The 12,248-nt window shown below is 60.6% G+C and carries 11 protein-coding genes; 2 read left to right on the top strand and 9 right to left on the bottom strand.

All coding sequences use genetic code 11. The features are described from left to right. Positions 1 to 166: 166 nt before the first annotated feature. From AB5750_RS04160 to AB5750_RS04195, 8 genes are all read right to left on the bottom strand, one after another. Complete coding sequence (locus AB5750_RS04160; RefSeq protein WP_195502715.1) at positions 167 to 937, bottom strand: Cof-type HAD-IIB family hydrolase; 771 nt, start codon at positions 935 to 937, stop codon at positions 167 to 169. 6 nt (positions 938 to 943) lie between these two features. Then, positions 944 to 2,803 (bottom strand): ABC-F family ATP-binding cassette domain-containing protein, encoded by a 1,860-nt coding sequence (locus tag AB5750_RS04165; RefSeq protein WP_368145487.1) that lies wholly within the window; start codon positions 2,801 to 2,803, stop codon positions 944 to 946. 204 nt (positions 2,804 to 3,007) lie between these two features. After that, complete coding sequence (gene pstB, locus AB5750_RS04170; RefSeq protein ID WP_368145486.1) at positions 3,008 to 3,880, bottom strand: phosphate ABC transporter ATP-binding protein PstB; 873 nt, start codon at positions 3,878 to 3,880, stop codon at positions 3,008 to 3,010. Beyond that, positions 3,877 to 4,803 (bottom strand): phosphate ABC transporter permease PstA, encoded by a 927-nt coding sequence (pstA, locus tag AB5750_RS04175; protein ID WP_368145485.1) that lies wholly within the window; start codon positions 4,801 to 4,803, stop codon positions 3,877 to 3,879. The genes pstB and pstA overlap by 4 nt, the downstream gene beginning before the upstream one ends. Beyond that, a complete protein-coding gene (gene pstC, locus AB5750_RS04180; protein ID WP_368145484.1) occupies positions 4,796 to 5,704 on the bottom strand; it encodes a phosphate ABC transporter permease subunit PstC in 909 nt (302 codons plus the stop codon). The genes pstA and pstC overlap by 8 nt, the downstream gene beginning before the upstream one ends. 25 nt (positions 5,705 to 5,729) lie before the next feature. Further along, on the bottom strand, positions 5,730 to 6,668 hold the full coding sequence (locus AB5750_RS04185; protein ID WP_368145483.1) for a phosphate ABC transporter substrate-binding protein: 939 nt from the start codon (positions 6,666 to 6,668) through the stop codon (positions 5,730 to 5,732). Positions 6,669 to 6,961: 293 nt separating this feature from the next. Beyond that, complete coding sequence (locus AB5750_RS04190) at positions 6,962 to 8,398, bottom strand: M20 family metallopeptidase (RefSeq protein ID WP_368145482.1); 1,437 nt, start codon at positions 8,396 to 8,398, stop codon at positions 6,962 to 6,964. A gap of 54 nt (positions 8,399 to 8,452) precedes the next feature. Then, positions 8,453 to 9,115 carry an HAD hydrolase-like protein gene (locus tag AB5750_RS04195; RefSeq protein WP_368145481.1) on the bottom strand — a complete coding sequence of 221 codons (663 nt, stop codon included), beginning with the start codon at positions 9,113 to 9,115 and terminating at the stop codon, positions 8,453 to 8,455. 156 nt (positions 9,116 to 9,271) lie between these two features. Between AB5750_RS04195 and AB5750_RS04200 the strand changes: the two genes are divergently transcribed. Next, positions 9,272 to 10,132 carry a DegV family protein gene (locus AB5750_RS04200; RefSeq protein WP_195361765.1) on the top strand — a complete coding sequence of 287 codons (861 nt, stop codon included), beginning with the start codon at positions 9,272 to 9,274 and terminating at the stop codon, positions 10,130 to 10,132. A gap of 167 nt (positions 10,133 to 10,299) precedes the next feature. Here the strand turns inward: AB5750_RS04200 and AB5750_RS04205 are convergent, their stop codons facing one another. After that, positions 10,300 to 10,443 carry a hypothetical protein gene (locus AB5750_RS04205; RefSeq protein WP_368154916.1) on the bottom strand — a complete coding sequence of 48 codons (144 nt, stop codon included), beginning with the start codon at positions 10,441 to 10,443 and terminating at the stop codon, positions 10,300 to 10,302. 431 nt (positions 10,444 to 10,874) lie between these two features. On the opposite strand from AB5750_RS04205, the gene AB5750_RS04210 reads away from it, so the two are divergent. Beyond that, a partial coding sequence (locus AB5750_RS04210; protein ID WP_438266030.1) for a TOTE conflict system archaeo-eukaryotic primase domain-containing protein occupies positions 10,875 to 12,248 on the top strand: 1,374 nt, incomplete at its 3' end.

Raw genomic sequence — 12,248 nt, forward strand, 5'->3', positions numbered from 1 at the left:
GCTAGTTAGCCTTTGGATACTTTCCACGGCTAACTTTACCGCAAAAGTTGCCCATGTCTTACTACTTTGTCTAAAAGTTAGCCGTGTTTCACAAAACGTGCGGGACGAAAACAAAATGGGGACGCCCCGCAAGGAGTGTCCCCAGGCGCCGGGTGCCGCCCCGCAGTTACATCAATCCAAAGTGCTTCGCGGCGTTGCAGATGCCGTCGTCGTCCACGGCAGTCGTCACATAGGTCGCCGCAGCTTTCACCGTGTCCTGTGCGTTGCCCATGGCCACGCTCGTGCCCACGGCGGCAAACATCGACAGGTCGTTCTCGCCGTCGCCAAAGGCAATCGCCTCGCTCGCGTCGATACCAAGCCGCTCGAGCGTCGCCGCCACGCCCAGGTCCTTGCCGCCGTTAGCGGGAATAATGTCGCAGAACAGGTCGCACCAGCGCGTGGTGAGCGAATGCGACACGGCGTCGGTCACGATATGCTCGTCGACCGGGTCCACAAAGGCGCAAAACTGGTAGACCGGTGCGTCAAAGGCGTGCTCAAACGGCTCCTCGTGGTAGACGATTCCCGCGTTGCTGCCAGCCGTCACCACGCGCTCGGACAGGCGGTTCACAAACGAGTTCTCGCCCTGCATGCACAGCGAGTCGTAGCGCCCCTGCGCCACCTGGTCCACAATCACCGCGACGTCGTCCGAATCGATCGGGCAGCTGCGGTAAACCCCCTCGGCATCAAAGCAGTGCTGGCCCGAAAGCGTAATGTACGCATCCCAGCCCAGGTCGAACAGCCAGTCCGGCATCTGGTAGGTCGGACGGCCCGTGGCGATCACGCACGCAATCCCCTGCTCGTGAAAGCTGTCGAGCACCTGCTGCGCCGACGCCGGAATCCGGTGGGTCTTAAAGCTCAGCAGCGTGCCGTCGATATCGAAAAACGCGGCTTTAATCATTCTCGCCTACTCCTCGCCCTCGAGCTTTTCGCTCGCCTCGAGCCACGCCATCTCCAGCTCGTCCATGGCAGCGTGAGCCTCGTCGATCTTTGCCTGCTGCTCGCCGAGCGCCGTGTAGTTGGTGGGATCGACTTGGGCCATTGCTGCCTCGGCCTCCTCAACGCGGGTGCGCTGCGTCTCCATCTTGCGCTCGAGCGAACTCACCTCGCGGCGGAGCTTCTGGCGCTCGGCGTTGGACAGGCCGTTGGGCTGACCGCTCGACTTGGGCTTTTCGGCCGCAGCTGCCGCGGCACCGGTGTCGAACGTGCCGGTCTTGGCGCTCGGCGCGCCCACGGGCTCGCCCTCGGCGGTAGCGTTGCACAGGCGCAGGTACTGGTCCACGCCACCGGGCATATGCGTCAGGTGGCCGTCGAGCAGCGCCCACTGCTGGTCGGTCACGCGCTCCATCAAAAAGCGGTCGTGCGTCACCAGGATCAGCGTGCCGGGCCAGCCGTCCAGCAGGTCCTCGACAATCGCGAGCATGTCGGTATCCAGGTCGTTGCCCGGCTCGTCCAGGATGAGCACGTTGGGCTCGTCCAGAATCGTCAGCAACAGCGACAGGCGACGGCGCTGGCCGCCCGAAAGATCGCCGATGCGGCTCCAGAGCTGCTGCGTCGTAAAGCCCAGACGTTCGCAGAGCTTCTCGGGCGAAGTCTCCTTGCCGTCGATGACGTAGTACTTCTTATAGTTGCCGAGCACCTCGCGGATCGTGTCGCCCATGTAGGGCTTGAGCTCCTCGAGCTGCTGCGACAGCACGCCAAAGCGCACTGTCTGGCCAATCTTCACGCGGCCGCGCGTGGGTTCAATCTTGCCCTGGATCACGTCGAGCAGCGTCGACTTACCGGCGCCGTTCTCGCCCAAAAGGCCATAGCGGTCGCCGGCACCAATGAGCCAGGTCACATCGGTGAGCACCTGCTTGGGCGCGCCGTCGGTATCGGCATAGCCGGCATCCACGTCGACCACATCGATAACCTGCTTGCCCAAGCGGCTCACGGCCAGGCGCTTGAGCTCCAGCTCGTCACGCACGGGCGGCACGTCGGCGATCAGCTCACGAGCGGCATCCACGCGAAACTTGGGCTTGGTGGAACGAGCCTGGGCACCGCGGCTCAGCCACGCGAGCTCCTTGCGCGCCATGTTGCGACGGCGCTCCTCGGTAACCGCGGCCATGCGGTCGCGCTCTACGCGCTGCAGGATGTATGCCGAATAGCCGCCCTCGAAGGGATCGACCTGGCCGTCATGGACCTCCCACATACTGGTGCAGACCTCGTCCAAGAACCAGCGGTCGTGCGTGACCACGAGCATCGCGCCCTGACCGCGCTGCCAGCGGGCCTTTAAGTGGCGCGCGAGCCAGTTGATGGTGCGCATGTCCAGGTGGTTGGTGGGCTCGTCAAGCATAAGCACGTCATAGTCGCCGATCAGCAGGCGCGCGAGGTCCACGCGACGGCGCTGGCCGCCCGAAAGCTCGCCCACCGTGCCCTCCCAGGGCACATCGCTAATAAGGCCAGCGAGGATCTGACGCGTACGTGGGCTCGAGGCCCACTCATACTCGGGCGTATCGCCCACGACGGCATGATGCACGGTGTCGGCATCGGCCAGGTTGTCCTTTTGGCCGAGCAATCCGATCGTGGTGTCGCGGCGATGCGTCACGCGGCCATCGTCGGGCTCCAGCGTGCCGGCGAGCACACTCAGCAGCGTCGACTTGCCGTCGCCGTTTTTACCGACGATACCAATACGGTCGCCCTCGTCCACGCCGAGCGTCACGCTATCGAAAATATGCTTGGTGGGAAACTCTAGGCTGACGGAATCGCATCCCAAAAGAATCGCCATATGCCCTGCTCCTTCGTAGAAATACAACGTTGTCCATGATAGCAGCGAGCCCCACCCCAAACCACCACGAAGGTGCCTGTCCCCTTTGTGGTGGTCATTTCGGTCGCAGAGCAAAAGGCGGGCCATCTCGCAAAAGAGATGACCCGCCTCTCCAATCAGTCCCGCGACAACCGTGGCCGCCGCGGGCCTCAAGCATGTCCCGGACTAGGAGAACATGCCGGTGAGGTAATCATTCAGCCGCTTATCCTTGGGCCGTTGGAAAATCTCGTCAGTCTCGTCGTACTCAACCATATCGCCCATGTAGAAGAACGCCGTGCGGTTGGACACGCGCGACGCCTGCTCCATGTTGTGCGTCACGATGACGATGGCACGGTCGGCAACGATCGATGACATGAGGTCCTCGATCGCCAGCGTCGAGATGGGGTCGAGCGCCGAGCAGGGCTCGTCAAACAGGATCACGTCGGGATTGAGCGCCAGCGTGCGCGCAATGCACAGACGCTGCTGCTGGCCGCCCGAAAGCGCGTAGGCGCTCTTGTCGAGCTTGTCCTTGACCTCGTCCCACAGCGCCGCACCACGCAGACTTTCCTCGACCATACGATCAAGCTCGTCGCGGTCGGTAATGCCGTGACGCCTGGGCGCAAACGTAATGTTGTCGCGAATGGACTTGCGGAAAGGGTTGGGCTGTTGGAATACCATGCCAATGGAGCGACGCAACTCGTAGGTGTTCTCGGTCTTGGTGTTCACGTTGCGCCCGCGGTAGTTGATCTCGCCCTCCACGCGGCAGCCGCGAATCTCGCGATTCATCAGGTTGAGGCTGCGTAAGAAGGTCGACTTACCGCAGCCCGAAGGCCCGATGAGCGCCGTGATCTCGCCCTTGTGAAAGTCGAGCGACGTATCGTGCAGGGCATGGTGGTCGCCATAGTACACGTTGACGTCCTTGGTGGAGAGCACGACCTCGTCGCTCACGGCCTTGCCGCTCGCGCGCACGCGCTTCTCGCTCTCCCCCACGCTCGACAGGAAGTTCTGGATCTCGGACGGTGCCGCTTCGGCTGCGGGTGTTGCTTTCATCTCGCTCACTCGGCCGTCATCCTCCTTGCCAGTTGCTTGCCCACGATACGGGCGATTACGTTAAACAGCAGCACGCAAATCATCAGCAGTGCAGCGGTGCCCCAAACGATCTGCTGAGCCTCGGGGCTGCCCTCGCCATAGATCTTGTAGATGTGCACGGCGAGCGACTCGCCGGGACGGAACACGTTCCAGGCGCAGGTGGGGCTCGACAGGTTAAAGCTCAAGAAGTTCAGACGCACCGGCGAGCTCATGCCCGAGGTAAAGAGCAGTGCCGCGGCCTCGCCAAACACGCGGCCGGCCGAAAGCACGATGCCGGTCACGATGGCAGGCATGGCCTCGGGGATCAGGATGTGCAGCGTGGCCTCCCAGCGGGTAAGGCCCATGGCCAGGCATGCATCGCGCTGGGCCTGTGGCACGTCCTCGAGCGCCTGCTGAATCACGCGCACCAGAATGGGGATATTGAACATGGTGAGCGCGACGGCGCCGGAGATGATGGAGTACTTCCAGCCCAGCTGCACCGAGAACACCAGGAAGCCAAACATGCCGACGACGATGGAAGGCAGCGAGGACAGCGTCTCGATGGCGGTAGAGGCGATGTCGCGGATAGGGCCGTTCGGCGCGTACTCAACCAGGAAGACCGCCCCGCCTAGGCTGATGGGCACCGAGATGATCAGGGTGATCAGCAGCAGATAGAACGAGTCGAACAGCTGGTAGAGTACGCCGCCCTGAGTTCCGTTGGCACGCGACGGCTGCGTGAGAAAACCCGGCTGGAACAGCGTCGAGATGCCCTCGAACAGGATATAGGCCACCATGGAGACGACGATGAGCATGACGATGGCGATGATTGCCGTCAGCACGCCCGTGGCGATGCGATCCTGCTTTTGGACGCGCCCGAGTCTCGCCTCGTCGATATGGATGCGCGTGCTAGCCACGAGCCTTCGCCCCCTTGCGGCCGATAAGGTGGATGATCAGGATGAAGATGAGGCTCATACCCATCAGCAGCAGACCGAGCGCCCACAGAACATCGTCCTGGGCCGAACCCTCGGCATAGACCGCCATGGACGTGGTGAGCGTGGTGGTGATGGTCGAGGCCGGCGACAGCAGCGACGTCGGCATGGCCTCAATACCGCCGATGACCATGCGCACGGCGAGCGTCTCGCCAAAGGCGCGCGTCATGCCAAGGATGACCGCAGTCATGAGCGACGGCATGGCGGACTTGAGCACCACGTGCCAGATGGTCTGCCAGCGGGTGTAGCCCAGCGCGAGCGAGCCCTGACGGTAGCCGTCGGGCACGGCGCGCAGGCCATCGACCGAAAGGGTGGTCATCGTCGGCAGGATCATGACAGCCAGCACGATGGCGCCGGGCAGGATGCCCAGACCCGTGCTCACGTGGAAAACGGACTTCATAAGTCCGACGACCACGTGAAAGCCAATCAGTCCAAAGACGACCGAGGGAATGCCGGTCAAAAGCTCAATAAGCGGCTGAAAGACCTTGGAACCAACTTTGGGTTGGATCTCGACCGCAAAGATGGCGGAGCCGATGGCGATGGGCAGCGCGATGAGCGTGGAGAGCACCATGACCGCAAACGAGGTGACGATCAGGGGCAGGGCGCCGGTATAGGGCAGACCGTTTTCGGCTGTGTTGGCCAGGTCCCACTTGGTGCCAGTGAAGAACTCGACAACCGAAACGCCATCCTTGAGAAAAGCCGAGAGGCCCTTTTGGGCGACCATGAAGATAAGCGCGGCAACGACAAGCGTCACGAGCGCTACGCACGCGCCCGTGACGCCCAGGCCCACGTTCTCAAGGTCGCGCTTTGGCAGCTGTTTTGCCATTGCAAACCTTTCCGGGGGCGATTACTTATTTAGCAGAGACCTTGCCGCTGGCGTCCTTGACGACCTTCATGGCAGAGACGGGGATAAAGCCCTGCTCCTCGACGAGCTTGCCCTGGACGTCGTCGGAAAGCATGAACTCCAGGAAGGCCGTGGTGGCCTCGTCGGCGTCCTTGGAGCAGTACATGTGCTCGGTAGCCCAGATCTTGAAGGAGTCGTCGGTGACGTTTGCGCTCTTGGGCTCGACGCCCTCGACCTTGATGGCGTTGAACTTGGAGTCATCGAAGTGCGAGAAGTCGAGGTAGGAGACGGCGTTATCGGTGCTGCCCATCTGAGTCTGGACATCGCCGGACTTGTCGAGCTCGGCGTCGCCCTTAAAGTCGACGGCCTCGTCGCCAAAGACGGCAGCCTCGAAGGTGGCGCGGGTGCCGGAGCCGGCCTTGCGGTTGAGCACGACGATCTTGGCGTCGTCGCCGCCGACCTCCTTCCAGTTGGTGATCTGGCCGGAGAAGATGCCCTTGAGCTGCTCGAGGGACAGGTCGTCGACCTTCACGTTCTTAGAGACGACGGGACCCATGCCCACGACGGCGACCTCGTGGTCGACGAGGTTCTTGACCTGGTCGGCCTCGAGCTTGGTCTCGGCGAAGACGTCGGAGTTACCGATGGTGACGGTGCCGGCGGCAACAGCGGTCAGACCTTTGCCCGAACCGTTGCCCGAGCCGGAGACGGAGACGTCGGGGTTGGCATCCATGAACTTCTCGGCAGCAGCCTCGACGAGAGCCTGGAACGAGGAAGCACCGTCGTAGGTCACCTCGCCGGAGACGGACTCGGCAGCAGCGGCGCTGCCCTTGTCGGCGGCGTCGGATGCGCCGGAGCCGCCGCAACCAACGAGACCGAGACCGACGATGCTGACAAGACCACCAGCAAGTCCGAGGAACTGACGACGAGAATAAGCCTGATCGAGCATGATCTTCCTTTCATACATACAACTCGCGGGCACCCTGCCCGCTTTGCTGTTTGGAAAGATACGACCCCGATCGCGCGACGACCGCCTTATCTGCGGTTTCTTACGGGCATTTGATAGACCCTTACCGCAAGCGCTGCCCAGCCTTTACAAACGAATAACAATCCAGCGCCAAATATGGCGCACCTTTTACACCAATAAAAGCAAAGTTGCGGTGAAATAGTTCCTGCTTGGCCATCAAATGGCCCATTCTAGGAACTATTCCACCGCAACTTAGATTGGGAAACCGCGTAACCTTAAAGTTCGAGTTCGTTGAGGCGCAGGATTGCCACAATATAGATCTTGAGCGCTTGCTTGAGCTGCTCCTCGTTGGCGCACTCGTTGGGGCCGTGCATCTGGCCGCCCCACGCGGGCAGCTCAAGGCCGGTCTCCTCGGGGCCAAACGAGACGGCGCGGGCAAAGTTTCGCGCGTACGTGCCGCCGCCCATGGCAAAGGGCTCGGCATGCTTGCCCGTAAACTCGTTATAGGTATCGATAAGCGCCCTCACGGCTGGGTCGTCGGCAGAAACTGAGAACGGCACCTTGGCGCGACCCACGCGATACGTCACACCAAAGCGGCCCACGAGCGGCTCGAGCTGCTCGCAGATGGTATCGGCGCTCGTGCTGTCGGGGAAACGCACGTCGATGACCTGCTCGATGTGGCCATCCGCCACGCGGATGACGCCGGGGTTGCAGGTGAGCGGGCCAAACGCCGGGCTCGTCGCGTCGATACCCAGGCCGCGGCCATAGGCGTCCGCATGCACAAAGGCCAGAAACTTGACGAACTCGTGCTCGGCAGGCGTCAGCAGGCGCTCGTCGCGCGCACCAAACGCATCCTCGGCCTCGCGCAGATACGCCACGATGAGGCCGACGGCATTGATTGTTCCCTCGGGCATCGAGGCATGACCGCCAATGCCGTGGGCGAAAATCTGCGCATGCCCGTTGCCGAGCGCCGTGATCTCCAGGCGGTCGGCGTTCTCAACAGGCGCCGGCAGCTCATCGGCGGCAATCGCAAGCTCGCAGATAGACTGCGACGGAATGGCGTTGCTCGCTTCGGCGCCGCTCCAGGACACAATGCGCCCGCCGTCGATCTTGGGACTCACAAACGTCGCCCCAAACTGGCCCTTCTCGGCATTACAAACCGGGAACTCGGCATCGGGCGTAAACAGAAAGTCGGGGTCTGCGTGGTTCTCCAGATAATGGTGAACGTCGGACATGCCCACTTCCTCATCACAGCCCAGCAGCGCGCGGAAGGTATAGCGCGGGGTGATGCCGTGCTTGAGCAGATAGGCGCCGGCGTAGAGCGACAGCACGGCCGGGCCCTTGTCGTCGATCACGCCGCGGCCGAGCAGCCAGCCCTCGCGACGCTCCATCGCAAACGGGTCGGTGTTCCAGCCGGGGCCGGCAGGCACCACGTCCACATGGCAGATAGTCGCGAGCTGCTTGTCGCCGCGGCCAGGGATATCGGCAATGCCCACAAAGCCCTCGTCGTCGCTCGTCTGGTAGCCGAGCTTCTGCGCAATGCCGAGCGCGCAATCGAGCGCGTCACGGACTGGGCGGCCAAACGGCGCGCCGGGCTCCGCATCGGCGGAAACTGCCACGGACGGATAACTCACCAGCTGCTCGATATCGGCGACGACATCCTCCCAGACCTCGTCGACATACTCGGTAACGCTCTGCTCCACCTGATTCATGGAGGACCTCCTTACCAATGAGCGGCGAGCGCGCCCGCCTCTCACATCACTTACTTATATAGCGAAAAGTTTAGCAAGCTCGGCCACCGAGTGCACCACCGCATCGGCGCCCGCGGCCTCGTGCTCCCCCGGTGCCGCCGCGCCCGAATAGATGCCGATACACGGCACGCCCATCGCGTGCGCGCCCTCCACATCGTTGAAGCGATCGCCGATCATCACGGCACCGTCGGCCGTCGCGCCCAGGGCCGCCAGCGCATCGCGGACCGAATCCGCCTTGGTCTCGCGCCCCTGCGGCGGATTCATGCCAACCACGGCCTCAAACTGGCAAAGCCCCAGCTCATGCACCATATCGATGCACTTCGCCTCCATGCGAGACGTCGCGACCGCCATGCGATGCCCCTGCGCGGCAAGGCTGTCGAGCAGCTCGGAGATTCCATCGAACACGGGGTACTCATCCGGCCCCAGCTCATCGAAAAAGGCACGGTACTCGTCGGCCACCACAAGCGATTCCTCGCGCGAGAAGCCATAAAAGTCGTGGAAGCTCTTCCACAGGGGAGGCCCGATCATACGGCGCAGGTCACCCATCTGCGCTTCCGAAAACCCGCGCGCAGCAAGCGTCTTGCGCGTCGAGGTCATCACCGCCCGGCCTGTATCGGCCACCGTGCCATCGAAATCAAACAGCACGACCGGCCGCTTGCATATCTCCAGTGCCTCCATCGGCATCCCTCTTCCCCAGTTGATGATTTCCACACCGACACTTCAAACTGTTGACTATTCAACAATTGAACCTAGCAATGTGGAATGACTCTACTATACTTGTCGCACTTTGCTCTCAGAAGGCGGCGCGCAAACGCCCCAACGAAAGGTGCAATTATGTCTTTTGCCATCATAACCGACTCCACGTCGGACATCTCCCCCGCCCGCGCCCAAGAGCTCGGCATTTACGTGATTCCACTGCATGTGATTATCGAAGGCGAGGACCTGCTCGACCAGGTGCAGATCACCGCCGAGGAGTACGTCGCCCGCATGGCAGGCTCCGAGCAGCTACCGCACACCTCGCAGCCGAGCGCCGGTGAGTTCAAGGCGCTCTTTGATCGCGTGCTCGCTGACGGCCACGACAGCGCCATCTTTATCTCGCTGTGCAGCGAGTGGTCCGCCTGCTATGCCAACGCCAGCCTGACAGCCGATACCCACGAGCTCGACGTGCGCTGCATCGATTCGCGCACCGGCTCGGGCGCCGAGGGCCTGCTGGTGGAGTACGCGCTCGCCATGCGCGAGGACGGCCGCAGTCTGGACGAGACCGAGACGCAGATCCGCGCGACGCTGTCCGACGCCCACCTGCTGCTGATTCCCCGCACGCTCGAAAACCTCGTTAAGAACGGCCGCGCGCCCAAACTCGCCGGCCAGCTGACGCAGATGCTCAACATTCGCCTGGCCGTTTCGCCGGAGTGGAAATCGGGCGAGATCAAGGCCATCAAAAAGGGCCGCGGCGCCAAGCGCATCGTCGCCAACACCATGGCCGATTGCCTCGCATTTTTGACCGAGCATCCGGGCTCCAGCGTGCGCGTGCTCACGACCGGCGCTGCCGAGGAGCAGGAGCTCGTCAACCAAGCGCTCGCAGGCCAGGACTACGTAGACGCCGGCACCGGCCCCATCGGCTGCACCATCGCCACCCACGTAGGCGTCGACGCCATCGCCATCAGCTACTGCCCCCGCTACCAGCCAACTCGCTAGGGACACCCACATCAGTTGCGGTGAAATAGGGACTGTTTTTGGCTTATCAGCCGCAAATCAATCCCTATTCCACCGCAACTTAGAAGCAGTTCATTTGGGACGGGGCTAAAAAGACTGGTATCAAACGTTTCAGACCAGTCTTTTAGCCCCGTCCCATTTTACCTACCCTACTTCAGCCCGCTCAGGGCGATGTCGACGGCTTCGTTGAGGTCGTCGGTGATGTGGACAAGGTCTGGATCGAGTGGGCTGATCATGCCGGCATCCATCACCGGGCCGTTGAGCCAGTCGAACAGGCCCCTCGCGGTACCCACTGGACAAAAAATGGCAAATATGAGTACCGCCACCAAATTAGTAGCAGCAAAATCTCGCCGGAATTGATCATTTCGATCAATTCCACGTCTTGCCAAGGCTCAAAATTCCGTGTTTAGTGGGTTAGATATATAGAATAATGTGGAATTGGTATTCTATTCTTACCAAATGTTATGAGACTACATTAACAACAGTACTCATATTTGACGTTATTTGACCACGGAGTCATTCGAGGACCCCTCCCCACGCCGCCAACACGCCCCATAGCCGCCAAAACACCTTTAACAACAGCCGCCGCACGTTTTGGCACCGGCTAATTGCCACTCACGGATCGGTACCCCACTATTACCGAACCAAAATCGAAGTCGCATATCTCATAAAGCTGAAATGACGTACCCTCATCCCAATGAACGCTGACAAGAATGGCATTCAAATGAGCAACGCCGTGCATCAATACGCCCTTTTCGGGAACGCCTTATTCAAACTCAATAAAACGGTTGTCCACGCTTCAGATCCGCGTAAGCAGATCGTAATCTGTAGCAACGGTCCAGACATCCGTTACGCAACACTCGAAGAATGGGACAAAGCCGGCAAATCTTTCGGCGAACGTGCACAGACCGAGGGCATCGTTACCAGCGCGAGCCCAGCGCGCGACAAACTCGAGCTCTTTCGCAATCTTTTTACCGGCCGCAAAGATGTGCACGCTCACGGGTATCGCAGAAAAGACGGGGGCATCGGCTATACACCCGCCTGCGCAAATGAGTGGAAGCCAGGCATTTGCCCCAAAGCAAACCATCACAGAATTAAATGCGCTGAATGTCGCAGCCGCACATTCCTTGAGCTGAACGATGCCGCCATTATCGCCCATTTCAAAGGCAGCGACGACAGGCTCCGGGACGTCATAGGTCAATATGTTCTCGACAAAGACTGCAACACAAATGTCCTTGTCATTGATTTTGACAAAGCCGATTGGAAAGAAGCGACAAACGCTATCAGGCTTGTCGTAAAAAACCATGGAATTAACGCTGCAGTCGAGCGATCAAGGTCAGGCAACGGCGCGCATATCTGGTTTTTCTTCCTAGAACCTATAAACGCAAAGACAGCACGAGATTTCGGTAGCTGCCTTATCGCCGAAGCAGCGGCACTCAACAAGACAATCACCTTCGAAGCCTTTGACCGAATGATACCCGCGCAGTCCACCATTCCTGAAGGCGGCTTTGGAAATCTCATTGCGCTGCCCTTTCAGGGAAAAGCGCAGCGGGAAGGAAACAGCGTATTTGTTGACGAACGATTCGAGCCCTTTCCCGACCAATGGCTTTACCTTTCGCAAATCCAACTAATCTCGCGTGCGACGGTGGATCGTCTGATCGAGGACACCAAAAACAAACCGCTTGGAATAGCAACAGCTGCAGCGACAAACAAAACCAGGTGCAATGTCCAAAAGCCACGAAAGCGGCTCCCGCTCACGCCACGAGACTTCCCCTCGAACCTGCTCGTCACACAAGCCGATATGCTCTACATCCCCGAAAAGTCTCTGAGCCCGGCAGCTCAAATGGAAATCCGCAGGATTGCGACATTTGCCAACCCGGAGTTCTTCCGTGCGCAATCTATGCATCAATCAGTATTCGGCAAACCGCGACTCATAGACCTCAGCGAACTTAGAGATGGCCGCGTCGCGATTCCCAGAGGCTGCAAAGCCCAACTTGAGCAGCTGATTCAAGAAGCCCACGTTACTGCCCATTATTCAGACGAACGTAGCACAGGCAATCCAATTGAGATGGCATTCAAAGGGACCCTTCATCCCGAA

Source organism: Collinsella aerofaciens, assembly GCF_040926185.1.
GTDB lineage: Bacteria > Actinomycetota > Coriobacteriia > Coriobacteriales > Coriobacteriaceae > Collinsella > Collinsella aerofaciens_BC.

Excerpts from the sequence above, each read along its gene's own strand:
- AB5750_RS04190 (WP_368145482.1), bottom strand. The coding sequence starts at position 8,398 with ATGAATCAGGTGGAGCAGAGCGTTACCGAGTATGTCGACGAGGTCTGG.
- AB5750_RS04195 (WP_368145481.1), bottom strand. The coding sequence starts at position 9,115 with ATGGAGGCACTGGAGATATGCAAGCGGCCGGTCGTGCTGTTTGATTTC.
- AB5750_RS04160 (WP_195502715.1), bottom strand. The coding sequence starts at position 937 with ATGATTAAAGCCGCGTTTTTCGATATCGACGGCACGCTGCTGAGCTTT.
- AB5750_RS04185 (WP_368145483.1), bottom strand. The coding sequence starts at position 6,668 with ATGCTCGATCAGGCTTATTCTCGTCGTCAGTTCCTCGGACTTGCTGGT.
- AB5750_RS04165 (WP_368145487.1), bottom strand. The coding sequence starts at position 2,803 with ATGGCGATTCTTTTGGGATGCGATTCCGTCAGCCTAGAGTTTCCCACC.
- pstC (WP_368145484.1), bottom strand. The coding sequence starts at position 5,704 with ATGGCAAAACAGCTGCCAAAGCGCGACCTTGAGAACGTGGGCCTGGGC.
- AB5750_RS04200 (WP_195361765.1), top strand. The coding sequence starts at position 9,272 with ATGTCTTTTGCCATCATAACCGACTCCACGTCGGACATCTCCCCCGCC.